The 24,186-nt window shown below is 73.1% G+C and carries 24 protein-coding genes; 2 read left to right on the top strand and 22 right to left on the bottom strand.

The features are described from left to right. Positions 1-25: 25 nt before the first annotated feature. The 16 genes from nucS to rpmE form a co-directional block, all read right to left on the bottom strand. Positions 26-721 (bottom strand): endonuclease NucS, encoded by a 696-nt coding sequence (gene nucS, locus Cch01nite_RS15260; RefSeq protein ID WP_203756803.1) that lies wholly within the window; start codon positions 719-721, stop codon positions 26-28. A gap of 23 nt (positions 722-744) precedes the next feature. After that, complete coding sequence (locus Cch01nite_RS15255; RefSeq protein ID WP_203756801.1) at positions 745-1,149, bottom strand: DUF2550 domain-containing protein; 405 nt, start codon at positions 1,147-1,149, stop codon at positions 745-747. Positions 1,150-1,162: 13 nt separating this feature from the next. Then, positions 1,163-1,453, bottom strand: coding sequence for a F0F1 ATP synthase subunit epsilon (locus Cch01nite_RS15250; protein ID WP_203756799.1), 291 nt, complete (start codon positions 1,451-1,453; stop codon positions 1,163-1,165). Positions 1,454-1,563: 110 nt separating this feature from the next. After that, the gene (gene atpD / locus Cch01nite_RS15245) at positions 1,564-3,045 is read right to left on the bottom strand and encodes a F0F1 ATP synthase subunit beta (protein WP_203756798.1); all 1,482 of its coding nucleotides are present in this window, start codon (positions 3,043-3,045) and stop codon (positions 1,564-1,566) included. A gap of 64 nt (positions 3,046-3,109) precedes the next feature. Next, on the bottom strand, positions 3,110-4,009 hold the full coding sequence (locus tag Cch01nite_RS15240) for a F0F1 ATP synthase subunit gamma (protein ID WP_203756796.1): 900 nt from the start codon (positions 4,007-4,009) through the stop codon (positions 3,110-3,112). Between the two features lies 1 nt (position 4,010). After that, positions 4,011-5,639 carry a F0F1 ATP synthase subunit alpha gene (atpA, locus tag Cch01nite_RS15235; RefSeq protein ID WP_203756793.1) on the bottom strand — a complete coding sequence of 543 codons (1,629 nt, stop codon included), beginning with the start codon at positions 5,637-5,639 and terminating at the stop codon, positions 4,011-4,013. Positions 5,640-5,708: 69 nt separating this feature from the next. Then, positions 5,709-6,521, bottom strand: coding sequence for a F0F1 ATP synthase subunit delta (locus Cch01nite_RS15230; protein WP_203756791.1), 813 nt, complete (start codon positions 6,519-6,521; stop codon positions 5,709-5,711). After that, positions 6,521-7,114, bottom strand: a complete 594-nt coding sequence (locus tag Cch01nite_RS15225) for a F0F1 ATP synthase subunit B (protein ID WP_373309942.1) — start codon at positions 7,112-7,114, stop codon at positions 6,521-6,523. The genes Cch01nite_RS15230 and Cch01nite_RS15225 overlap by 1 nt, the downstream gene beginning before the upstream one ends. Next, positions 7,111-7,317, bottom strand: a complete 207-nt coding sequence (atpE, locus tag Cch01nite_RS15220) for an ATP synthase F0 subunit C (RefSeq protein WP_203756789.1) — start codon at positions 7,315-7,317, stop codon at positions 7,111-7,113. The genes Cch01nite_RS15225 and atpE overlap by 4 nt, the downstream gene beginning before the upstream one ends. A gap of 92 nt (positions 7,318-7,409) precedes the next feature. Further along, a complete protein-coding gene (gene atpB, locus Cch01nite_RS15215) occupies positions 7,410-8,156 on the bottom strand; it encodes a F0F1 ATP synthase subunit A (RefSeq protein ID WP_308439307.1) in 747 nt (248 codons plus the stop codon). Between the two features lie 160 nt (positions 8,157-8,316). Continuing rightward, on the bottom strand, positions 8,317-8,841 hold the full coding sequence (locus tag Cch01nite_RS15210) for a Cg1360 family ATP-synthase-associated protein (RefSeq protein ID WP_203756787.1): 525 nt from the start codon (positions 8,839-8,841) through the stop codon (positions 8,317-8,319). After that, positions 8,838-10,046 (bottom strand): glycosyltransferase family 4 protein, encoded by a 1,209-nt coding sequence (locus tag Cch01nite_RS15205; RefSeq protein WP_203756785.1) that lies wholly within the window; start codon positions 10,044-10,046, stop codon positions 8,838-8,840. The genes Cch01nite_RS15210 and Cch01nite_RS15205 overlap by 4 nt, the downstream gene beginning before the upstream one ends. After that, positions 10,043-10,774 (bottom strand): L-threonylcarbamoyladenylate synthase, encoded by a 732-nt coding sequence (locus Cch01nite_RS15200; protein ID WP_203756783.1) that lies wholly within the window; start codon positions 10,772-10,774, stop codon positions 10,043-10,045. Before Cch01nite_RS15200 ends, Cch01nite_RS15205 begins: the two co-directional genes overlap by 4 nt. Then, positions 10,771-11,787 (bottom strand): peptide chain release factor N(5)-glutamine methyltransferase, encoded by a 1,017-nt coding sequence (gene prmC, locus Cch01nite_RS15195; protein WP_203756766.1) that lies wholly within the window; start codon positions 11,785-11,787, stop codon positions 10,771-10,773. The genes Cch01nite_RS15200 and prmC overlap by 4 nt, the downstream gene beginning before the upstream one ends. Next, positions 11,784-12,878: a peptide chain release factor 1 gene (prfA, locus tag Cch01nite_RS15190; protein WP_203756753.1), complete on the bottom strand. Its 1,095-nt coding sequence runs from the start codon at positions 12,876-12,878 to the stop codon at positions 11,784-11,786. The genes prmC and prfA overlap by 4 nt, the downstream gene beginning before the upstream one ends. Before the next feature lie 177 nt (positions 12,879-13,055). Next, positions 13,056-13,271 (bottom strand): 50S ribosomal protein L31, encoded by a 216-nt coding sequence (gene rpmE, locus Cch01nite_RS15185; protein WP_203756751.1) that lies wholly within the window; start codon positions 13,269-13,271, stop codon positions 13,056-13,058. Between the two features lie 204 nt (positions 13,272-13,475). Between rpmE and Cch01nite_RS15180 the strand changes: the two genes are divergently transcribed. Together Cch01nite_RS15180 and Cch01nite_RS15175 are read left to right on the top strand one after the other, a co-directional pair. Next, the gene (locus tag Cch01nite_RS15180) at positions 13,476-14,609 is read left to right on the top strand and encodes a glycosyltransferase family 4 protein (protein ID WP_239070654.1); all 1,134 of its coding nucleotides are present in this window, start codon (positions 13,476-13,478) and stop codon (positions 14,607-14,609) included. A gap of 60 nt (positions 14,610-14,669) precedes the next feature. Further along, entirely contained in the window at positions 14,670-15,161 is a 492-nt protein-coding gene (locus Cch01nite_RS15175) for a GNAT family N-acetyltransferase (RefSeq protein WP_203756738.1), read from the top strand. A gap of 69 nt (positions 15,162-15,230) precedes the next feature. Here Cch01nite_RS15175 and rho read toward each other — a convergent pair whose 3' ends face one another. The 6 genes from rho to argS form a co-directional block, all read right to left on the bottom strand. Further along, positions 15,231-17,258 carry a transcription termination factor Rho gene (gene rho, locus Cch01nite_RS15170; RefSeq protein ID WP_203756736.1) on the bottom strand — a complete coding sequence of 676 codons (2,028 nt, stop codon included), beginning with the start codon at positions 17,256-17,258 and terminating at the stop codon, positions 15,231-15,233. Positions 17,259-17,534: 276 nt separating this feature from the next. Beyond that, entirely contained in the window at positions 17,535-18,518 is a 984-nt protein-coding gene (thrB, locus tag Cch01nite_RS15165) for a homoserine kinase (RefSeq protein WP_203756734.1), read from the bottom strand. A gap of 5 nt (positions 18,519-18,523) precedes the next feature. Beyond that, positions 18,524-19,615 (bottom strand): threonine synthase, encoded by a 1,092-nt coding sequence (thrC, locus tag Cch01nite_RS15160; RefSeq protein WP_203756732.1) that lies wholly within the window; start codon positions 19,613-19,615, stop codon positions 18,524-18,526. Then, the gene (locus Cch01nite_RS15155) at positions 19,615-20,964 is read right to left on the bottom strand and encodes a homoserine dehydrogenase (RefSeq protein WP_203756729.1); all 1,350 of its coding nucleotides are present in this window, start codon (positions 20,962-20,964) and stop codon (positions 19,615-19,617) included. Before Cch01nite_RS15155 ends, thrC begins: the two co-directional genes overlap by 1 nt. Positions 20,965-21,114: 150 nt before the next feature. Then, positions 21,115-22,467 (bottom strand): diaminopimelate decarboxylase, encoded by a 1,353-nt coding sequence (gene lysA / locus Cch01nite_RS15150; RefSeq protein WP_373309945.1) that lies wholly within the window; start codon positions 22,465-22,467, stop codon positions 21,115-21,117. A gap of 5 nt (positions 22,468-22,472) precedes the next feature. After that, the gene (argS, locus tag Cch01nite_RS15145) at positions 22,473-24,152 is read right to left on the bottom strand and encodes an arginine--tRNA ligase (RefSeq protein ID WP_203756719.1); all 1,680 of its coding nucleotides are present in this window, start codon (positions 24,150-24,152) and stop codon (positions 22,473-22,475) included. Positions 24,153-24,186 lie beyond the last annotated feature (34 nt).

Genomic DNA, 24,186 nt, shown 5'->3' with positions numbered 1-24,186 from the left:
GGCACATCCGGGGGCGGTGCGACCGTCAGAACAGGCGGGCGTCCACGTCGTCGACGCCGCGCATCGCGTCGTAGTCGAGCACCAGGCAGCCGATGCCACGGTCCGTCGCGAGCACGCGCGCCTGCGGCTTGATCTCCTGCGCGGCGAACACACCCCGCACCGGCGCGAGCAACGGGTCGCGGTTGAGCAGCTCCAGGTACCGGGTCAGCTGCTCGACGCCGTCGATGTCACCCCGCCGCTTGATCTCGACGGCCACCGTGCCGCCCGACGGGTCCTTCGCGAGGATGTCCACCGGCCCGATCGCCGTCGGGAACTCCCGCCGGATCAGGCTGTGCCCCGAGCCGAGCAGCGCGATCTGCGCCGCCAGCAGCTCCTGCAGGTGCGCCTCGACGCCGTCCTTCACCAGACCGGGGTCCACCCCCAGGTCGTGCGCGGAGTCGTGCAGCACGTCGTACAGCTCGATCTCGAGCCGGTCGTCCGACTTCTGGTGCTGGACGACCCACGTCTGCGTGACGCCCGCCGCGCGGGACTCGTCGTCCGGCTCACCGACCGCGAGCGTGCACGGCGGGCTCATCCAGTTGAGCGGCTTGTACGAGCCGCCGTCCGAGTGCAGCAGCACGCTGCCGTCGGCCTTGACGACGAGCAGCCGCGTCGCGAGCGGCAGGTGCGCGTTGAGCCGGCCGCTGTAGCGGGCGGCGCAGCGGGCGACGACGAGACGCATGAGAGTCCTCGGAGAGCTGGGGATCAGATGACCGAGCCGACGCGCGACGGCGTCGCCTCGATCCAGGACGTCAACCCGGCGTACGCCTCCGGGGACATCTGCAGGAACACGTCCTGCGCACCGCTGCGGCACGTCAACACGACCTGCCCGGTGCCCTCGACCGCCCGACGCTCCACGACGCTCAGGCCGACCCGGTCCCACCGGACCGCCGGCCGGGGCGCGAGGGACGTGCGCCGCCACCAGTACAGCTGGCGGGCACCGTACTGCGCGATACCCGCCGACCACGGTCCCGCCGCGGAACGGCCGAACGCGCACCGGAACGAGCCGACCCGACGGTCGAGGGTGTGCGCACGGGACAGCGCCAGGCCGACCAGCACGAGGACGATGACGACCGCCCCCACCACCAGAACGACCTCGACCCCGCTCACGCCAGGCGGACCCTCAGTGCCCCGACGCCGCGGAGCTGCGTCCGCCGCTGACCACCGAGTCGACGACCACGGTGGCCTGGTTCGAGTCGAACGACAGGAACCCGCCCTCGACCTGCCAGCGCATGACCTCACCGCCGCCGGCCGGGAGCACCCGGATCTCGCCGGGCTTGAGCACGGTCAGCACCGGTGTGTGACCGGCGAGGATACCCATCTCGCCGTCGCCCGCGGGCGCGATGATCCGCTGGGCAGTGCCCGACCAGACCTTGCCATCGGCGGCGACGAGGTCGACCTCGATGTCAGCCACTGACCTTCTCCTTCATGTTCGATCGGGGCCGGGAGGCGCCGGTTGCGGCGCCTCCCGGACGTCGCCGCCCTCGGACGGCGACTCCCCGCGGAGTCACAGGACCCGACGGATCAGACGCCGTATTCCTTCTGGATACGGGCCCAGTTGCGCTCGAGGTCCTCGAGGCCGCCGATGTTGAAGAACGCCTGCTCGGCGATGTGGTCGAACTCGCCGGCCGCGATCTTCTTGAACGCCTCGACCGTCTCGGCCACGGGGACCGTCGAGCCCTCGACGCCCGTGAACTTCTCGGCCATGTACGTGTTCTGCGAGAGGAACTGCTGGATGCGGCGCGCGCGGGCGACGACCGTCTTGTCCTCCTCCGACAGCTCGTCGACACCGAGGATCGCGATGATGTCCTGCAGCTCCTTGTTGCGCTGGAGGATCGACTTCACGCGGGTCGCCACGTCGTAGTGCTCCTGGCCCACGTAGCGCGGGTCGAGGATGCGCGACGTCGAGGACAGCGGGTCCACGGCGGGGTACAGACCGCGCGACGCGATCTCACGGCTGAGCTCCGTCGTCGCGTCGAGGTGCGCGAACGTCGTCGCGGGAGCCGGGTCGGTGTAGTCGTCCGCCGGCACGTAGATGGCCTGCAGCGACGTGATCGAGTGGCCGCGCGTCGAGGTGATGCGCTCCTGCAGGAGGCCCATCTCGTCGGCGAGGTTCGGCTGGTAGCCGACGGCGGACGGCATGCGGCCGAGCAGCGTCGACACCTCGGAACCGGCCTGCGTGAACCGGAAGATGTTGTCGATGAAGAGCAGCACGTCCTGCTTCTGCACGTCGCGGAAGTACTCCGCCATCGTCAGGGCCGACAGGGCGACACGAAGACGCGTGCCCGGCGGCTCGTCCATCTGGCCGAAGACGAGGGCCGTCTTGTCGAAGACGCCCGCCTCCTCCATCTCGACGATGAGGTCGTTGCCCTCACGGGTCCGCTCGCCGACACCGGCGAACACCGACACACCGCCGTGGTTCTGGGCGACGCGCTGGATCATCTCCTGGATGAGGACCGTCTTGCCGACACCGGCACCGCCGAACAGGCCGATCTTCCCGCCGAGCACGTACGGCGTGAGCAGGTCGATGACCTTGATGCCGGTCTCGAACATCTGCGTCTTCGACTCGAGCTGGTCGAAGGCCGGGGGCTTGCGGTGGATGGGCCAGCGCTCGGTGATCTCGAGCTTCTCGCCCTCCTCGAGGTTGAGCACCTCACCGATCACGTTGAACACGTGGCCCTTGGTGACGTCGCCGACGGGCACCGAGATCGGGGCACCCGTGTCGCGCACCTGCGCGCCGCGGACCAGGCCGTCGGTCGGCTTGAGCGCGATGGCACGCACGAGCGAGTCACCCAGGTGCTGGGCGACCTCGAGGGTCATCGTGAAGGAGCTCTCGCCCTCACCCTGCGTGGACAGGTCGATGTCGACCTGCAGGGCGTTGTAGAGCTCGGGGATCTGGTCCGCGGGGAACTCGATGTCCACGATCGGACCGATGACCCGGGCGACCCGTCCCACGCCGGGCGTGTCGGCGGTGCTGGCCGTCTCGTCGACGGTGGTGGCGGTCATGTCTGGCCTCGCTTCGTTCGTCCGGAGCAGGGCTCCGTCAGGGGCTGTGTCGTGCGGTCGGTGTTCAGGAGGCGGAAGCGAGTGCGTCGGCGCCCGACACGATCTCGCTGATCTCCTGGGTGATCTCACCCTGGCGGGCCTGGTTGGCCAGCCGGGTGTACATGCGGATGAGGTCCTCGGCGTTCTCGGTCGCGGTGTGCATCGCGCGCTGACGGGCGGCGAGCTCGGACGCGGCGGCCTGCAGGAGGCTCGCGTAGATCCGGCTGCGCACGTAGCGCGGGAGCAGCGCGTCGAGGACGACGGCGGGCTCCGGCTCGAACTCGTACAGCGGCAGCGTGTCCGACTCGTCCGCAGGAGCGACACCCTCGACGACCTCGAGAGGCAGCAGACGGATGACCCGGGGACGCTGCGTCACCATGTTGACGAACTGCGTGTAGACGACGTGCACCTCGGCGATGCCGCCCGCGTCGGCGGGGGCACGGAACGCGTCGAGGAGCGTGTCCGCGATCTCGCCGGCGACGTCCGTGCTCGGCGCGTCGGAGCTCCCCGTCCACGAGCCCGCGAGCTCGCGCCCGCGGAACGTGTAGTACGTCTCCGCGCGACGGCCCGAGACGTACAGGGCGACCGTCTTGCCCTCCCGCTCGAGCCGCTCGATGAGCCGCTCCGTCTCACGGATGACGCTCGCCGAGTAGGCGCCCGCCATGCCCCGGTCCGACGCGATGAGCAGCACCGCGACACGCGAGGTGTCCGCCCGCTCGACGAGGAACGGGTGCGTGACGTTCGAGTGCGTCGCCACGGCCGACACCGCACGGGTGATCGCCCGGGAGTACGGCGCCGCGAGGCTCACGCGGTCGCGCGCGCGTCCGATCCGGGACGCAGCGATGAGCTCCTGCGCCCGGAACATCTTCTTGAGCGACTGCGTGGACTTGATCCGCGCCTTGTAGATCCGCTGGGAACCGGCCATCTCAGGCCCGCTTCTGCTTGACGATCTGCTCCTGCTCGACCTCGACACCGGCGTCGCCGTCGGCGCCGCCGACCAGCGGCGTCCCGTCAGCGAGGAGGAAGCCGTTGCGGACCTCGTCCACCGCGGCGCCCAGCGCCTCCTCGGTCGCGTCGTCGAGCTTGCCGCTCGACGCGATCGTGGACAGCACCTCCGTCTTGCGGCGCAGGTGCTCCAGCAGCTCGGACTCGAAGCGACGGACGTCCTCGATCGGGACGTCGTCGAGCTTGCCCTTGGTGCCGGCCCAGATCGACGCGACCTGGTCCTCGACCGCGAACGGCGAGTACTGGCCCTGCTTGAGCAGCTCCGTGAGGCGGGCACCACGGGCGAGCTGGGCCCGCGACGTGGCGTCGAGGTCGGACGCGAACATCGCGAACGCCTCGAGCGAGCGGAACTGCGCGAGGTCGAGCTTCAGCGTGCCGGAGACCGACTTCATCGCCTTGACCTGCGCGGCACCACCGACGCGGGACACCGAGATGCCGACGTCGACGGCCGGGCGCTGGTCGGCGTTGAAGAGGTCCGACTGCAGGAAGATCTGCCCGTCGGTGATCGAGATGACGTTGGTCGGGATGTACGCCGAGACGTCGTTCGCCTTCGTCTCGATGATCGGCAGGCCGGTCATCGAGCCCGCACCCAGCTCGTCCGAGAGCTTCGCGCAACGCTCCAGCAGACGGGAGTGCAGGTAGAACACGTCACCGGGGTACGCCTCGCGGCCCGGCGGGCGGCGCAGCAGCAGCGACACGGCACGGTACGCCTCGGCCTGCTTCGACAGGTCGTCGAACACGATGAGGACGTGCTTGCCCTGGTACATCCAGTGCTGGCCGATGGCCGAGCCGGTGTACGGGGCGAGGTACTTGAAGCCGGCCGGGTCGGACGCCGGAGCAGCGACGATCGTCGTGTACTCCAGGGCGCCGGCCTCCTCGAGGGCGCCACGGACCGACGCGATCGTCGAGCCCTTCTGGCCGATGGCGACGTAGATGCAGCGGACCTGCTTCGTCGGGTCGCCGGTCTCCCAGTTGGCCTTCTGGTTGATGATCGTGTCGATCGCGATCGCCGTCTTGCCCGTCTGGCGGTCGCCGATGATCAGCTGACGCTGGCCGCGGCCGATCGGGATCATCGAGTCGATGGCCTTGATGCCGGTCTGCAGCGGCTCGTGCACCGACTTGCGGGCCATGACGCCCGGGGCCTGGAGCTCGAGAGCGCGACGGCCCTCGGTCTCGATGGCGCCGAGGCCGTCGATCGGCTCACCCAGCGGGTCCACGACGCGACCGAGGTAGCCGTCGCCGACGGGGACCGACAGGACCTCACCCGTGCGGCGGACCTCCTGGCCCTCCTCGATGCCGGTGAACTCGCCGAGCACGACGACACCGATCTCGCGCACGTCGAGGTTGAGCGCGAGGCCGAGCGTGCCGTCCTCGAACTTGAGCAGCTCGTTCGCCATCGCGCCCGGCAGGCCCTCGACCTGCGCGATGCCGTCGCCCGCGAGCGTGACACGGCCGACCTCTTCCGAGACGGCGCCCTTCGGCTCGTACGTCTTCACGAAGCTGTCCAGCGCGGCGCGGATCTCCTCCGGCCGGATCGTCAGCTCAGCCATTGCTTCTCTCCTGTCGTGGCGCACGCGGTGCGTGCGGTCTCACATGTCTGGTGCGCGCGGGCGCGCAGGTCAGCTCGCCAGTCGTCGGCGGGCGTCGGCGAGGCGGGCGAGCACGGTCGCGTCCACGACCTGCGGTCCCACCTGCACGCGCAGGCCACCGAGGATCTGCGGGTCGAGCACGGTGTTGAGCTGGATCTCGCGACCGTAGGCACTCCGGAGGATCTCCGCGAGCCGGTCACGCTGGGCCGTGCTGAGCGGCGAGGCCGAGTGCACGGTGGCGACCTGACGGTTGCGACGGTCCGCGATGAGGTCGGACAGGTGACCGAGGCTCGCCACGTACCGGCGACCGCGCGGCGCCGCCGCGACGCGCTCGGCGACCAGCAGCGTCACGGGCGACACGCGCCCGGCGATGATCTGGTCCACCAGGTGCACGCGGGCCTCCGCGAGCACGGTGGTGTCGAACAGCGCCCGGCGCACCTCACGCTGCCCGGCGAGGGCGCGCGAGAACCGGAACAGCTCGTCCTCGACCTGGCCGAGCGTGCCGTCGGCCTCGGCGGTGGCGAGCACGGCGTGGAACGCCAGGTGCTCGACCGCGTCGGCCACGTCGGCGTCCGCCGACCACCGCGACCGCACCAGCCCCTGCGCCGCCTCGACGACCCGGGGGTCCGCCGCGGCGAGCAGCCGGCCGACGAGGCCTGCCTTCGCGTCACCGTCGATCGACGGGTCGGCCAGTGTCCGGCGCAGCGAGCCGGAGGAGTCCAGCGCGTCGACCAGGGCGAACAGCTGCTCGCCCAGCACCGACGCCTGCGCACCGGCAGCGCTCAGGACCGGCTCCCACCGCTCCTCGGCGACCGCCAGCGACGCCCGACTCGTCCCGCGCATCAGTTCCCCTTACCTGCGTCCGCCGCGCCCGCCGCCGTCGTCGCCTCGAGGTCGTCGAGGAAACGGTCGACGACGCGCGAGCGCCGTGCCTCGTCCTCGAGCGACTCGCCGACGATCTTCGACGCGAGCTCGGTCGCCAGCGTGCCGACCTCGGCGCGCAGCGAGACGCTCGCCTGCTGGCGCTCCGCCTCGATCTGCCGCTGGGCGTTCTCCACGATGCGCGCGGCCTCGGCCTGCGCACGCGTCCGGGACTCCGCGACGATCGCGCCGCCCTCGTTGCGCGCCTCCTCACGGATGCGCGCGGCCTCCGTGCGGGCGTCCTGGAGCTGCTGCTGGTACTCGGCGAGAGCCGCCTGGGCCTCCGCCTGAGCCGACTCGGCGAGCGCGAGCCCGCCCTCGATCTTCTCGGTCCGCTCGTCGAGCACCGCCTGGATCTTCGGCAGCGCGTACTTGAGGAACACGAAGCCGAGCACGACGACGATGAACAGCGACCAGACGATGTCGTAGGTCTCCGGGAGGAGCGGGTTCGGCAGCTCCTCCTCGGCAGCGACCACCGCGCCGTGCGCGGCGGTGACCAGCTGCCCGGCGATCACGGGAAGATGAAGGGGGTGACGAGACCGAGCAGGCCGAACACCTCGATGAAGGCGAGGCCGATGAACATGGTGGAGCGCAGCTGGCCGGACATCTCCGGCTGGCGGGCCATGCTCTCGATCGTCTTGCCGAAGAGGATGCCCAGGCCGATGCCGGGGCCGATGGCGGCGAGGCCGTAGCCGATGACGGCGAGGTTGCCGGTCATGTTGTGGTTCCTTTCATCTGCGCGCCGCGCGGCGCGTCCGGGGTGGGGCGACGATCCGGGACCGTGTCCCTCGCCGTCGAGCGAGCGGTTGCTCAGTGGTCAGGTTCGAGCACCATCTGCAGGTAGACCGCGGTGAGGATCGCGAACACGTACGCCTGCAGGGCGGCCACGAAGATCTCGAGCAGGAAGAAGGCGAACCCACCCGTGAGGGTCACGACGCCGAGGATCTTCATGCCGTTCGCGGCCGAGAAGAAGAAGAACGACGTCGCCGAGAAGCACAGCGCCAGCAGCAGGTGGCCGGCCATCATGTTCGCGAAGAGTCGGATGGTGAGCGTCGCCGGTCGCAGGAGGAAGACCTGCAGGAACTCGACGGGCGTCAGGAGGATGTACAGCCCCTTCGGGACGCCGGCCGGGAAGAGCGCGCCCTTGAGGAACCCGCCCGGGCCCAGCTTCTTGACCGCGGCCCCGATGTAGAGGAAGAACACCCACAGCGCGAAGATCAGCGGGAGCCCGATGACCGACGTGCCCGCGACGTTGAGGAACGGCACGACACCGGTGATGTTGAAGAAGAAGATCGTGAAGAAGATCGTCGTGATGATCGGCGCGTACTTGTTGCCGAGCTTCTCACCGAGAGTCTCGACCGCGATCTGGCGGCGGCAGAAGTCCAGCACCATCTCGATGACGACCTGGAACCGTCCCGGGACGAGCTTGGCGCGACGGGCGGCGAGCACGATGAGAAGCACCGACACGGCGGCCGCGATGAAGCGGACGATCATGATGCGGTTGATCTCGAACGGGGTGCCCTCGAACGCGACCGCGGGCGGGAAGAAGTCCGCCAGCGTCGGCGCGTGGAAGCCGCTCTCGCTGTCTTCCGCGGCGAGCGGGAGGATCGTCGCAAGGCTGAACAGGGCGGTCTCCTGAGGTCGAGGGTGTCGCCCGCCCGCTTCGGCGCGGGCACGCTGGCGACACTTGGCCGTCGTGTATGCGGGGAAGCCTAACCTATGAGTCGGCGTGCTCCGGCCGGTCGTCCGCGCCGTCGGACCGCGCGTCGGAGGGCGCGTCAGAGGGTCCCGCGGCGGGGGCCGGCTCGATGTACGGGACGTGGCCGCGCTGGACCGCGCGCAGGTCGAGGATCGCCGATCCGAGCACCCCGGCGAACAGGACGACGCCGAGCACGACGCGGTCGTAGAAGTCGAACCGGCTGAGCACCGCGAGCGCGACGAAGACCACGACGATCTTGGCCAGCCAGGCGCCCATGATCACCGCGGACGTGCGGGCGGGCGTGCTGCGGACCGTCGCCAGCACGGACAGCACGGTGGTCCCCGAGAAGACCAGCGCGATCGCGACCCCGAGCAGCGCGCCCCAGGCGCCGGCGGCCCCCGCGACGAGCACGCCGATGCCGACGCCGAGCACGAGCAGGACGCCCAGCAGCACGAGCATGTCGCGGAACGCCTGACGGACCACCGCCTCGACGGCCTGCTCGCTCATCGGGGGGCGGGCGCCCGGCGTGGGGGCGTTCGTCATCGGACTTCCTCCGGGGTGGGGACGGGCAGCGGGGCTCCGGGCCCCTGGTCGGTCGCGGGGCCGGCGGTCGGGCCGGCCGGCGGGTCGTGCGCGGGGTCCGGTGCCGGGTCGGGCGTCGACCGGCCGCGCAGCGGGCCGAGGGTGAGCGCGGTGGCGACGACGACGCCGATCCCGAAGCAGATGAGCACCTCGGTGGTCGACCAGACCACCAGGGCCGAGACGCCGAAGGCGAAGACCGCGGTCCAGATGTACATCACGGCGACCGCCCGGCGGTGCGAGTGGCCCAGGCCGAGCAGCCGGTGGTGCAGATGCATGCGGTCCGGATGGAACGGCGACCTGCCCGCGCCGACCCGGCGGACCACGGCGAGCACCATGTCGAGCAGAGGCAGCAGCAGCACGGCGAACGGCAGCAGGATCGGCAGGAACGCCGGGAACCGCTGCCGGTTCATCACGGACTCCGTGTCGATCTGCCCGGTCACGAGGATCGCCGCCGCGGAGATCACGAACCCGAGCACCATCGCGCCCGAGTCCCCCATGAAGATGCGCGCCGGATAGAAGTTGTGCGGCAGGAACCCGAGGCATGCGCCGACCAGCGCGGCGAGCACGAGTGCCGCGAGGCTCGCGTAGTCGGCCCCGCCCGCGGTCCGGGTGAGCAGGTACGCGTAGAGGAAGAACGCGGTGCCGCCGATCGCGAGCACACCCGCGGCCAGCCCGTCGAGGCCGTCGACGAAGTTCACCGCGTTCATGGCGATGACCACCGTCAGCACCGTGAGGAACGTCCACATCCGCGTCGAGCTGATGACGTTCACGTCCCCGAACGGGAGCTGGTAGAGCTGCACGCCCTGCCACGCGAGGAACCCGGCGGCCAGCACCTGGCCCATGAGCTTGGTGAGCCAGTCGAGGTCCCAGATGTCGTCCGCCACGCCGAGCGCGCAGACCAGGGCCGCTCCCCCGACGATGCCGATGAGCGGTCGCGGGTTGCCGTACAGCGAGTGCAGGAACGGCAGCCGGCTCGCCATGAGGATGGCGACGAGGAGGCCGGCGAACATCGCCATCCCGCCGAGCCGCGGCGTGGGGATCGCGTGCACGTCCCGGTCGCGCACCGCCGTGATGGCGCCCCAGCGCAGGGCGCACCACCGTGCGAGCGGCGTGACGAGGTACGCGACCGCCGCGGCGATGAGCAGGACCAGGACGTAGACCCTCATGCCGTCGAGCCCCCCGGGGCCGGTGGGTCGGCGTCCGCGGTGGAGCCGGACGCCGTCGTCGCCGGAGCCGCCGGCGCCGCTGCCTCCGGCTCGTCGACCGGGGTGATCTCCCGCAGCTGGTCCAGCGACAGCGCACCGGCACGCACGAGCCGCAGCCGGTCCCCGGTGGCGTCGACGATGGTCGAGGCCACGCCGCCCGGCGCCGCGCCGGCGTCGAGGTACACGGCGACGGACTCGCCGAGCTGGTCGTAGGCGTCCTGCGCGGTCACGGCGGCGGGTGAGCCGGTCCGGTTCGCGCTGGACACGGCCATCGGCCCCGTGCGGCGCAGGAGGGCGAGGGCGGTCGGGTGGTCGGGCACGCGCAGCGCGACCGTGCCGCGGGTCTCGCCGAGGTCCCACGCGAGCGACGGCTGGGCCTGCACGATGAGCGTCAGCCCCCCGGGCCAGAAGGCCTCCGCCAGCGCGCGGGCGCCGGCGGGGACGGCCGTCGCGAGGCCGTCGAGGGTCCGCACGTCGGGGATGAGGACCGGCGGCGGCATCTGCCGGCCGCGGCCCTTGGCGTCGAGCAGCGCCTGCACGGCGGACGGGGTGAACGCGTCGGCGCCGATGCCGTACACGGTGTCCGTGGGCAGGACGACGAGCGCGCCGCGGGCGACCGCGTTGACCGCCTCGTCGATCGCGGGTCCCCAGGTGCTCGGGTCGTCGGCTGCCGAGATCCGCTCGTTCACGCCTGCGATCCTCCCACGGTGTCGGTGGGCGACCCGCCGGACGTGCCGGGAGCGCCGGGGTGCGTCGTACGGTGCGCCGCGGGGGGCGCCGCGGGAGGCGCCGCGGGGTGCGCACGGCGCGCGACGAGCATCCGGGGGCGGCCGGTGAGGTCGGGCTTCGTGCCGACCTGGACGAACGCCCCGGTCGCCTCGGCGTCCCGACGCGCGGCGGCGTCCTGGACCTCGGCATGCTCCATCACGAGGAGCCCGCCGGGCACGAGCAGCCGGGCGGCGGCGGCCAGCACGGCGCGCGGGATCTCGAGCCCGTCGACACCGCCGCCGTACAGGGCCAGGTCGGGGTCGTGGTCGCGGACCTCGGGGTCCACCGGCACGGCGTCCGGCGGGATGTACGGCGGGTTCGAGACGAGGACGTCGACGCGCCCGGCGAGGTCGGCGAGCAGCGCGGCGTCCCGCACGTCGCCGAGCTCGACCCGCAGCTCCGGCGCCCCGTGGGCGTCGGCGTTGCGGCGGGTCAGCGCGACCGCGGCGGGCGAGGCGTCGACCGCGGCCACGTGAGCCGTCGGCACCTCGGTCGCGACGGCGACGGCGATGCCGCCGGCCCCGCAGCACAGGTCGACGACGACGGGCGACCGTCCCTCGGCGACCAGCCGGGCGGCCTCGTCGACCGCGACCTGGGCGACCTGCTCCGTCTCGGGGCGGGGCACGAAGACACCCGGCTCGACGTGCATCGTGAGGTAGCGGAACCCGGTCGACCCGGTGATGTGCTGGAGCGGCTCGCGCAGGCGGCGCCGCTCGACGAGGTGCGCGAACCGTTCCGCGAAGCCCGCCGGCACGGGCGGGGGCAGCACGAGCTCGAGCCGCTCCACGCCGAGCGCGTACGCCGCGAGCACGGTCGCGTCGCTGCGCGGCGAGGCGACGCCTGCCTCGTCGAGCAGGCGGGCCGCACCCTCGACGAGCGCACGCAGACCGGGGTCCGGCCGCGGCGGCCCGTCGGTCGACGTCGCGCCCGTCACGGCGCCGTCCCCGCCGCCGCTGCCAGCCGGGCCGCCTCGTCGGCGTCGACCGCGGACTGCACGACGGGTCCGAGCTCGCCGCCGAGCACCGTGTCGAGGTTGTACGCCTTGTAGCCGGTGCGGTGGTCCGCGATCCGGTTCTCGGGGAAGTTGTACGTCCGGATCCGCTCCGAGCGGTCCACGGTGCGGACCTGGCTGCGCCGGGCTTCGCTGGCCGCGGCGGCGGCCTCCTCCTGGCGGGCGGCCAGGAGCCGTGCGCGCAGGACCCGCATGGCCTGCTCGCGGTTCTGCAGCTGCGACTTCTCGTTCTGCATCGACACGACGATGCCGGTCGGCACGTGCGTGATGCGGACGGCGGAGTCGGTGGTGTTGACGGACTGGCCGCCCGGACCGGACGAGCGGTAGACGTCGATCCGCAGGTCGTTCGGGTCGATCTCGACCTCGCCCTCGTCCTCGGCCTCCGGGAAGACGAGCACGCCGGCGGCGGACGTGTGGATGCGCCCCTGCGACTCCGTGACGGGGACGCGCTGCACGCGGTGCACGCCGCCCTCGTACTTCAGGTGCGCCCACACGCCGTCCTCGGGGGCGGCCGCACCGCGGGCCTTCACGGCGACCTGGACGTCCTTGAACCCGCCCAGGTCGGACTCGGTGGCCTCGAGCACCTGCGTCGACCAGCCCATCCGTTCGGCGTACCGGACGTACATCCGCAGGAGGTCTCCGGCGAACAGCGCGGACTCCTCGCCGCCCTCCCCGGCCTTGATCTCGAGGATGACGTCGCGGGCGTCGTCGGGGTCCCGCGGGATCAGCACGTTGCGCAGGCGTGCGGCGGCGGCGTCGGCGGCCTCGCGCAGCAGGGGCAGCTCCGCGGCGAAGGCCTCGTCGACCTCGGCGAGCTCCTGCGCGGCGTCCGCGTCGTCGCTGGCGGACCGCCACGCCCGGTAGGCCTGCGCGACGCGGCCGAGCTCGGCGTAGCGGCGGCCGAGCCGTCGGGCCCGTGCGGCGTCCGCGTGCACCCCGGGGTCGGCGAGCTGCGCCTCGATCTCGGCGTGCTCGGCGAGCAGCGGCTCGGCGGCGGCGAACGCGTCGCTCATGGGGTTCTCCTGGGTGCACCGATCGCGGACGCCCGCCGGGGAGCGCCCTGCGGCGGGCGCCCAGCGGAGCGGAGGGCCGCCCCGGGGACGGTCCTGACAACGACGCAGCGCCGGTGCCCACGCGGACACTGCCATGGAGGGCAGTCGTCCGCGCCGGGCACCGGCGCTGCGAGGGTGCTAGTTGGCCGGCTTCTTGCCGTAGCGGGCCTCGAACCGGGCCACACGGCCACCGGTGTCGAGGATCTTCTGCTTGCCCGTGTAGAACGGGTGGCAGGCGCTGCAGACGTCGGCGTGGATCTTGCCGCTCGTCACCGTCGAACGCGTGACGAACGTGTTGCCGCAGGTGCACGTGACCTCGGTGACCACGTACTCCGGGTGGATGTCAGACTTCACGGGATTCTCCTTGATGGGGTGTCCCCGGGTCCCGCACGCGAACGCGCACAGGTGAACCGCAGACCAGCAGAACATTGTGCCAGAACGGCGGGGCAGCCCGAAATCATCCCGATGGACGCCCGCAGTCCGGTCCGGGTCAGCGGTCCTACGATGAATGCGACCGAGATCGTTGCCCCGGAGGACAGATTGCCCAGGACGCTCGTCGTGACGAACGACTTCCCGACCCGGCAGGGCGGCATCGAGGCGTTCGTGGCCGCCCTGAGCGACCTGTTCCCACCCGGCGAGGTCGTCGTCTACACCGCGTCGATGCCCGGCGACGCCGCGTACGACGCCGAGCTGCCCTACCCCGTCGTCCGGGACCGCGCGGCGACGCTCCTGCCGACCCGTCGCGTCCGCCGCGACGTCGTCTCCGCCTTCCGCGAGCACGGCTGCGACCGGGTCCTGTTCGGCGCGTCCGCCCCGCTCGGACTGCTCGCCCCCGCGCTGCGGGCCGCCGGCGCCGAGCGCGTCGTGGCCCTCACGCACGGCCACGAGGTCTGGTGGGCGCGGATGCCGGTGACCCGCCGCCTGCTGCGGCGCATCGGCGACGACGTCGACGACCTCACGTACATCTCCGCCTGGTGCCGCGACCAGATCGGGCACGCGCTGTCCCCCGCCGGGCGGGCGAAGCAGCGCCGCCTCGCGCCGGGCGTCGACTCGGCACGGTTCCGTCCCGGCTGCGGCGGCGCCGAGGTCCGCGAGCGGTTCGGCCTGACCCCGACGACACCGCTCGTCGTCACCGCGTCGCGGCTCGTCGAGCGCAAGGGTCAGGACGTCCTGGTCGAGGCCTGGCCGCTCGTCCGCGACGTCGTGCCCGACGCCCGGCTCCTCGTGGTCGGCGACGGCCCACACCGAGCGACGCTCGAGCACCGGGTGCGAGCCCTCGGCCTCCAGGACGCGGTGACGTTCGCCGGGGCGCACCCGTGGAAGGACATGCCGCCGTTCTTCGACGCCGCCGACGTGTTCGCGATGCCGTCACGGACCCGCCTGCGGGGGCTCGAGCCCGAGGGGCTCGGCATCGTGTTCCTCGAGGCGGCCTCGTGCGGCAAGCCCGTCGTCGTCGGACGCAGCGGCGGTGCGCCCGACGCGGTGGACGACGGAGTCACCGGCTTCGTCGTCGACCCGACCGACCCGGCCGAGATCGCGGCGCGGCTCTGCGACCTGCTCACCGACCCCGAGCGGGCGCGTGCGATGGGGGCCCTGGGCCGGGAGCGGGTCGCACGGGACTGGCAGTGGGAGCAGGTCGGCGCCACGTGCCGGACGTACCTCGGGCTGCAGCCGGTCGCCGACGCCGTCTGACGGGCCTGCGTCTCCTTCCGCACCTTCCCGGCACCCGCCCGGTGGGCGACAGTGGCGTCCATGAGCCCCGACCGGCCGACCGAGGTGCGGGTCGAGGTCTGCCCGCCCGACCACCCCGACGCGCGCACCACGATGTCCCGGTACGCCGCCGAGCTCGCCGCACGGTTCGACACCGGGTTCGACCCGTCGCGCAGCCACGTCGCCGTCGACGCCGAGCTGTTGCCGCCGGCCGGGCTGCTGCTCGTGGCCCGGCTCGGCGACGAACCGGTGGGCTGCGGGGCACTCCGGTTCGTCGACGACGACACCGCCGAGGTCAAGCGGGTGTGGGTGGACCCGCGCGTGCGCGGGCAGGGGCTCGCCCGGCGGCTGCTCGTCGAGCTCGAGGCGCATGCGCGCGACCGCGGCGTGCGGACCCTGCGGCTGGAGACGAACGAGACGCTCCGCGAGGCCGTCGCGCTCTACCGGTCCTCGGGGTACGACGAGGTCGAGCCCTTCAACGACGAGCCGTACGCGCACCACTGGTTCGCGAAGGACCTCACGCCCGACGCGTGACCGTCCGCCACGGACGACGACGGCCCCGCCTCCCTCAGGAGTGCGGGGCCGTCGGCCGTGCGGGGTCCGTCAGTCGGAGCCGGGCGTCGTCTTCTGCACCTGGAGCAGGAACTCGACGTTCGACTTCGTGTCGCGCAGCTTGCCGAGCAGCAGCTCGATGGCCTGCTGCTGGTCGAGGGCGCCCATCACGCGACGGAGCTTGTAGATGATCTTCAGCTCGTCGTTCGCCATGAGGATCTCCTCGCGGCGGGTGCCCGACGCGTTGACGTCGACCGCCGGGAAGATCCGCTTGTCCGCGAGCGACCGGGACAGCCGCAGCTCCATGTTCCCGGTGCCCTTGAACTCCTCGAAGATGACCTCGTCCATCTTGGAGCCGGTCTCGACGAGCGCCGAGGCGAGGATCGTGAGCGACCCGCCGTTCTCGATGTTGCGCGCCGCGCCGAAGAACCGCTTCGGCGGGTACAGCGCCGAGGCGTCGACACCACCGGACAGGATGCGACCCGACGCCGGGGCGGCCAGGTTGTACGCCCGCGACAGACGCGTGAGCGAGTCGAGGAGCACGACGACGTCCTGGCCCAGCTCGACGAGCCGCTTCGCACGCTCGATCGCGAGCTCCGCGACGATCGTGTGGTCGGAGGCCGGCCGGTCGAAGGTCGAGGCGATGACCTCGCCCTTCACCGTGCGCTCCATGTCCGTGACCTCCTCGGGGCGCTCGTCGACGAGCACGACCATGAGGTGGACCTCGGGGTTGTTCGCAGTGATCGCGTTCGCGATCTGCTGCATGATGATCGTCTTGCCCGCCTTGGGGGGCGCGACGATGAGGCCGCGCTGGCCCTTGCCGATGGGCGCCACGATGTCGATCACGCGCGGCGTGATACGGGTGGGCTCGTACTCCAGGCGGAGCCGGTCCTGCGGGTACAGGGGCGTCAGCTTGGTGAACTCGGCCCGCGTGCGGGCCTCGTCCGGCGTCATGCCGTTGACCGTGTCCAGACGCACGAGGGCGTTGAACTTGCTCGGCCGGTTGCCCTGCTGGGCGGGCTGCTGCTCGCCCTCGCGGGGCTGCCGGACGGCACCCGTGATCGCGTCACCGCGGCGCAGGCCGGACTTCTTGACCTGGCCGAGCGAGACGTACACGTCGTTCGGGCCGGGCAGGTAGCCGGACGTCCGGACGAACGCGTAGCTGTCGAGCACGTCGAGGATGCCCGCGACGGGCAGCAGGACGTCGTCCTCCGTCACCTCGATCTCGTCGAGGCCCGCGACGTCCGGCGCACCCGTGCGGCCGCGGCCGCGCTTGCGGTCACGGTCGCGGTAGCGGTCGCGCGAGCGACGGCGGCGGCCGCCCCGCTCGTCGTCCTCGTAGCCACCCTGGTCGGCGCGCTGCTGGTTCGGGGGGCCCTGCTGGCGGTTGGCCTGCTGCGTGCCCTGCTGGCTGTTCTGCTGGGCGCCCTGCTGGCCCGCGTGCTGCTCGCCGCGCTGGTCGGGGCGCTGGTCGGGGCGCTGGTCGGGGCGCTGGTCGGCGCGCTGCTGGCGCTGCTGGGTCTCCTGCTGACCTTGCTGACCCGGCTGACCCTGCTGCGCGCGGGCGTCCACCTCGTCCTGCGGCGCGCCCTGGCCGCGGCCGGCGCGACGCGAGCGGCGCTCCCCGGTCACGGCGCCGACGGCCTCGGCCGCGCGGGTCGCACGCTCGTCGCGCTGCTCACCGGGGGCGAGGCGCGCGTCGAGCGCGGCCTCGAGGCCGGCGAGCGCGTCCGCGCGCGGCGCACGGGTCTCGTTGCGGGGCTCGCCCGGGGCGTCCGTCGCCTGCTCCGCGGCCTCGGTCGAGGCGGCGGCCGTGCGGGTGCGCTCACGACGCACGCGGGCGGGCGGCTCGGCGACGGCGACCGCCTCGGTGCGGCGCGGCTCCAGCGCCTGCGGGCGCGAACCCCCGCGGGCGGCCGAGATGGCCTCCACGAGGTCGCCCTTGCGCATCTTGGAGGTGCCCTTGACGCCCAGCTCGGACGCGAGCGCCTGCAGCTCGGGCAGTCGCAGCGCGGTGATGGAGGCGCTACGGGCTGATCCGCCGGTGGGGCTCACGGCGGGATCGATGGTGTCTGTCACGAAGGACCCTTCCCCTCGTCGATAGGCCGATGCCCCGCGGGGACGGGGGTTCGGCCTGCGTCCGGTCTCTCTGACCGGAACGAGCTGGCACGCGCGGCGTACGACGACGTCTGCGACATCTGCGCGCGTGGGCTGGAATGCTCCCGGATCGTCCATTCGCGCTGGACACCCGGGCACGGAACGGCGCGGGTGACCCGGAGGACGATGTCCGGGGAACGCGTCGATGCTACCACTGTCGGCCCCTCGCCCTGGGCGCCTGACGGGCGGGAACGGCTTTCACCCGTTCGGCCGTCGCGGCGTCGCGGCGGCCCTCTCTCCGCTCGCTCCGCCGGTGTCCACGGGCAGCGGCAGGATGCGCCAGCCGCCCATCACACCGCCGAACGCCGCCTCCAGGGCGGCGTCCGCATCGGTGCGCACGACGCCGTCGGGTCCCGGCCCGGCGCCCACCCGACGGGCCAGCGCGAGGACCGTCGGGCCCGCCCCCGAGACGACCGCCGCGACGCCCCGGGCGCGCAGGACGTCGACGAGCGCCATCGAGTCGTGCATGACGGAGCGCCGGTACTCCTGGTGCAGCCGGTCCTCGGTGCCGGCCAGCAGCAGCGACGGGTCCGACCCGAGCGCCTGGACGAGCAGCGCCGCCCGGCCCGCCTGGAACGCGGCGTCGACGTGCGGCACCGTGCGCGGCAGCACGCCCCGCGCCGCCTTCGTGGACAGCTGGACCGACGGGACGACGGCCACCGGGACCACGTCGGGGTGGACCGCGATCCGCGACGCCCGGACGACACCCGTCCCCGTCTCCGTCCACGCGACGGTCGCGCCGCCGAGGATCGCGGGGGCGGCGTTGTCCGGGTGCCCCTCCATCGCGGTCGCGAGGGCGAGCACGGTCTCGTCGGGCAGCGCGTCCGGCTCCGCGACGAGCTCGCGCGCGGCGACGATGCCCGCGACGACCGCCGCGGCGGACGACCCGAGGCCGCGGCCGTGCGGGATCCGGTTGTGGCAGACCAGGTGCAGGCCGGTCTGCGGGGCGCCGACGTGGTCGAGCGCCGCGCGCAGGGCCTGGACGACGAGGTGCGTCTCGTCGTCGGGGACCTCGCCCTCACCCTCGCCGGTCACCTCCACGGTGACGCCCGGCGTGCCGAGCGCGCGGACCTCGAGCTCGTCGTGCAGGGCCAGGGCCACGCCGAGCGCGTCGAAGCCCGGTCCGAGGTTGGCGCTCGTCGCGGGGACCCGCACGCGGACCCGGTCCGCCCCCAGGCGCACGGCGGTCAGTCCAGGCCGAGCGCGGACGCGATCGACACCACGTCCGCGGAGACCCGGACGGGCTGCACGTCGCTGCCGTCCGGCGTGCGCAGGGCCCACTGCGGGTCCTTGAGCCCGTGGCCCGTCACCGTGATGACGATGCGCGCACCCTGCGGCACGCGGCCGGCCTCGGCGAGCGCGAGCACGCCGGCCACGCCCGCGGCGGACGCGGGCTCGACGAACACGCCGACCTCGGCCGAGAGCACGCGGTGGGCGGCGAGGATCTGCTCGTCGGTCACGGCCTCGATGAGGCCGCCCGACGTGTCGCGCGCGTCCTCCGCCTGCGCCCAGGACGCCGGGTTGCCGATGCGGATCGCCGTGGCGATGGTCTCGGGCTCGTCGATCGGGTAGCCCGCGACGATCGGGGCGGCGCCCGCGGCCTGGAAGCCCCAGATGACCGGCGTCCGCGTCGCGACGGCGGGGTGCGCCGCGCCCGCGTCGAGGCCCGCGTACTCGCGGAAGCCCTTCCAGTACGCGGTGATGTTGCCCGCGTTGCCGACGGGCAGGACGTGGATGTCCGGGGCGTCGCCGAGCGCGTCCACGATCTCGAAGGACGCCGTCTTCTGGCCCTCGATGCGGTCCGGGTTCACCGAGTTCACGAGCTCGACCGGGTACGCCTCGGCGAGCTTGCGGGCGGCGACGAGGCAGGCGTCGAAGTTGCCGTCCACCTGGAGCAGCCGGGCGCCGTGCGCGATGGCCTGGCTGAGCTTGCCCATCGCGATCTTGCCGTCCGGCACGAGCACCGCGCAGATCATGCCGGCACGCGTGGCGTAGGCGGCGGCGCTCGCCGACGTGTTGCCGGTCGACGCGCAGACGACGGCCTTCGCGCCGCGGCCGGCGGCGGCGGAGATCGCCGTCGTCATGCCGCGGTCCTTGAACGAGCCCGTCGGGTTCATGCCCTCGACCTTGACGAACACCTCCGCCCCCGTCCGGTCGGACAGCACCGGTGCCGGGACGAGCGGCGTGCCACCCTCCCCCAGCGTCACGACGGTCTCCTGCACGTGCGCGGGCAGGCGGTCGGCGTACTCGGCGACGATCCCGCGCCACTGGTGGGCCATCAGGCTCCTTCGACTCTCAGGACGGACACGACACGTCGCACCACGTCGAGCGCCTCGATGGCCTCGACCGTGCTGCGCAGCGCGTGCTCGGTGGCGGTGTGCGTGGTGATGACGAGCATGGCGACGTCGGTGACGACCCTGCCCTCGCCCTTCGGCGTCTGGCGGACCGACTCGATCGACACCTCACGGCCGGCCAGGACCGCGGCGACCTGGGCGAGGACGCCCGGGCGGTCCGCGACCTCGAGCCGCATCTGGTAGCGGGTGCGGGCCGCCGACGCGGGCAGGACCGGGAGCGCCGCGTACGACGACTCGACCGGGCCGCGGCCGCCGAGCACGCGGTGCCGGGCGACCGAGACGACGTCGCCGAGCACGGCCGACGCGGTGGGCTGCCCGCCCGCGCCACGCCCGTAGAACATGAGCTCGCCGGCCGCCTCCGCCTCGACGAACACCGCGTTGAACGCGCCGCGGACGCCGGCCAGGGGGTGCCCGGCCGGGACCAGCGCCGGGTGCACGCGGACCTGGATGCCGGCGGTCGTCGAGCCGTCCTCGGCCGCGGTCTCGCCGCGCTCGGCGATGGCGAGGAGCTTGATGACGTACCCGGTGCGCTCGGCCCACGCGACGTCGTCCGCCGTGACCGAGGTGATGCCCTCGCGCGCCACGTCGTCGAGCGAGACCCGCGTGTGGAACGCGAGCGAGGCGAGGATCGCGGCCTTCGCGGCGGCGTCGTAGCCCTCGACGTCGGCCGTCGGGTCCGCCTCGGCGTAGCCGAGCGACTGGGCCTCCTTGACGGCCTGCTCGAGGTCGAGACCCTCGGTGGCCATCCGGTCGAGCACGTAGTTCGTGGTGCCGTTGACGATGCCGAGCACGCGGCGCACGTGGTCGCCCGCGAGGGACTCGCGCACGGGGCGGACGATCGGGATGGCGCCCGCGACGGCGGCCTCGAAGTAGAGGTCGACCCCGGCGGCGTCGGCCGCCGCGTACAGCACCGGGCCGTCCTGGGCGAGCAGCGCCTTGTTGGCCGTGACCACCGAGGCGCCGTGCTCGATGGCGCGCAGCAGGAGGTCCTTGGCGGGCTGCAGGCCGCCCATCAGCTCGACGACGACGTCGGCCTTCTCGACCAGGCCCTCGGCGTCCGCCGTCAGCAGCGCACGGTCCACCACCGGGTCACGCGGCACGTCGACGTCCCGGACCGCGACGCCGACGAGCTCGAGCCTCGCCCCGACCCGTGAGGCCAGGTCGTCGGCCTGCGTGGTGAGCAGCCGGACGACCTCGGTGCCGACGACCCCGCACCCCAGGACGGCGACGCGCAGGGCCGGGCGGACGTCGGCGGGCGACGAGGGCGCAGACACGGGTGGCTGCCTCCAGACGGGGTCGGGCACCGTCCCCGACGATCCCGGGGCGGGCGCCCTCAGGATAGGGGTGCCGTCCACCTGCTGGGCCGCACGGTCCGACCAGTGGGAGCGGCCGGTCGGAGAGGCGAGGCTGTGGGCGGCTCGGGGTCAGCCCTCGTCGAGCGCGAGCAGGTCGTCGACCGTCTCACGACGGACCAGGACGCGCGACGCCCCGTCACGCACCGCGACCACGGGTGGGCGCGCGAGCAGGTTGTAGTTCGACGCCATCGACCGGCCGTACGCGCCCGTCGCCGGGACGGCGAGCAGGTCGCCCGCGCGCACGTCGCCCGGGAGCCGCACCTCGTGGACCACGATGTCGCCGCTCTCGCAGTGCTTGCCGACCACGCGCGCGAGGACCGGCTCCGCGGTGGAGACGCGGCCGACGATCTCCGCGTGGTACTGCGCGCCGTACAGCGCGGGACGGATGTTGTCGCTCATCCCGCCGTCGACGGACACGTAGGTGCGCACCCGGCCGTCGTCCAGCCGGACCGGCTTGACCGTGCCGACCGTGTACAGCGTGAGGCCCGCGGGACCGACGATGGCGCGGCCCGGCTCGATCGAGAACCGCGGCAGCGCGGTGCCGAGCTCGCTGGCGGCCGCCGCGACCGACGCCGCGACGTCCTTGGCGATCCGGTCGGGGTCGAGCGCGACCTCGCCCGGCAGGTAGGCGATGCCGTAGCCGCCGCCCAGGTCGACCTCGTCGACGAGCACGCCGGTGCGCTCCGCGAGGTGCGCGCGCAGCGTGAGGACGGCGCGCGCCGCCACCTCGAACCCGGACGGGTCGAGGATCTGCGACCCGATGTGCGAGTGGATGCCGAGCAGGTGCAGCTCGGGCCGGGCCAGGACGGCGAGCATCGCGGTGACCGCCGGGCTGTCGGCACCCTCGTCGGCCGCGAGCGACAGGCCGAACTTCTGGTCCTCGTGCGCCGTCGAGATGTACTCGTGGCCCCCCGCGTGCACGCCCGTGGTCACGCGCACCATCACGGGCGCCGGGTCTCCCCCGCGGCGCTTCACCAGGTCGGCGAGGCGGTCGATCTCGACGAGGGAGTCGACGATGATCCGGCCGACGCCCGCGTCGAGGGCGGCGACCAGCTCGTCGTCCGACTTGTTGTTGCCGTGCAGGCCGAGGTGCGCCCCCGGGACGCCCGCGCGCAGCGCGACCGCGAGCTCGCCGCCGGACGCGGTGTCGACCCGCAGGCCCTCCTCGTGGACCCAGCGGGCGACCGCGACCGACAGGAACGCCTTGCCGGCGTAGTACACGTCGACACCGGCGCCCACCTCGGCGAACGCGGTCTCGAAGGCACGCCGGTACGCCGTCGCACGCTCGCGCAGGTCGGCCTCGTCGAGCACGTAGGCGGGCGTGCCGTGGCCGGCCGCGAGCGCGTGGACGTCGACCCCGCCGACGGACACGACACCCTCGGACGACCGGGCGACCCCCCGGGACCAGGGCTCGCCGGGGATCGTGCTCACATGCGCTCCGGCGCGCTCACACCCAGCAGGGCGAGGCCGTTGGCGAGCACCTGGCGGGTGGCGTCGTTGAGCCACAGCCGCGTGCGGTGCACGTCCGAGACCTCCTCGTCGCCGAACGGCGTGACCCGGCGCTGGTCGTACCACTTGTGGTACGCCCCGGCCAGCTCCTCGAGGTAGCGGGCGACCCGGTGCGGCTCGCGCAGCTCGGCGGCCTGGGCGACGACGCGCGGCAGCTCGGCGATCTGGCCGAGCAGCACGGCCTCGGACTCGTGGTCGAGCAGCGACGCGTCGAACCCGTCCTCCTTGGCCACGCCCGCGTCCGCCGCGTTGCGGCCCACGTTGACCGTGCGGGCGTGCGCGTACTGGACGTAGAACACGGGGTTCTCGTTCTTCGCGCTCGCCAGCAGGTCGAGGTCCAGGTCGATGCTCGAGTCCGCCGACGAGCGGGCCAGGGCGTACCGGGCCGCGTCCACGCCGACCGCGTCGACCAGGTCGTCGATCGTCAGGACCGTGCCGGCGCGCTTCGACATCCGGACCGGCTGGCCGTCCTTGACGAGGTTGACCATCTGCCCGATGAGGATCTCGAGGTTCTCGTGCGGGGTGTCGCCGAACGCCGCGCACACGGCCATCATCCGGCCGATGTACCCGTGGTGGTCGGCGCCGAGCATGATGACGACCCGGTCGAAGCCGCGCTCGCGCTTGTCGAGGTAGTAGGCGATGTCGCCCGCGATGTACGCGGCCTGACCGTCCGACTTCACGATGACGCGGTCCTTGTCGTCGCCGAAGTCCGTGGTGCGCAGCCACACGGCGCCGTCGGCGTCGAACACGTGGCCGCCCTCGCGCAGGCGCGCCACCGCGTGCTCGACGGCACCCGACTCGTGCAGCGAGTCCTCGTGGAAGTACACGTCGAAGTCGACGCCGAAGTCGTGCAGCGACTGCTTGATCTCGCCGAACATCAGCTCGACGCCCCGGGCACGGAACGCCTCGGTCGCGTCGGCCGTCGGCAGCTCGCGCGGGTCCGGCTCGCCGGCGGCGAGGGAGTCCGCGACGACCTGCTCCGCGATCTCGGTGATGTACGAGCCGCCGTAGCCGTCCTCCGGCGCGGGCTGGCCGAGCGCGCGGGCGACGAGCGAGCGCGCGAAGCGGTCGATCTGCGCGCCGTGGTCGTTGAAGTAGTACTCGCGGGCCACCTCGGCGCCGGACGCCTGGAGCACGCGGGCCAGGCTGTCGCCGACGGCCGCCCAGCGGACGCCACCGATGTGCAGCGGGCCGGTCGGGTTGGCCGAGACGAACTCGAGGTTGACCTTGATGCCGGCGAACGTCTCGTTCTGCCCGTACTCGCTGCCCTGCTCGACGACCGTGCGGGCGAGCTCGCCCGCGGCGGCCGCGTCGAGCCGGATGTTGAGGAACCCGGGCCCGGCGACCTCGACGGACGCGATGCCCTCGACGTCGGTCAGGCGGGCGGCCAGCTCGGTCGCGAACGCGCGCGGGTTCGTGCCGGCCTTCTTGCCGAGCTGCATCGCGACGTTCGTCGCCCAGTCGCCGTGCTCGCGCTGCCGGGGTCGCTCGAGGTGCACGGTCGCGGGGATGTCCGCGACGTCGAGAGCGAACGTGCCGTCGTCGACGGCGTGCACCAGGGCGGCCTTCAGGGCCTCGGAGAGCTGTGCGGGAGTCACCCGTCAAGGGTAGGGGACCTCGGACGGCCCGCCG

It is taken from the genome of Cellulomonas chitinilytica (assembly GCF_016862675.1).
Taxonomy (GTDB): Bacteria; Actinomycetota; Actinomycetes; order Actinomycetales; family Cellulomonadaceae; genus Cellulomonas; species Cellulomonas chitinilytica.
The sequence above is the reverse complement of the archived record's forward strand: the minus strand, read 5'-3'. Positions and strand labels throughout refer to the sequence as shown.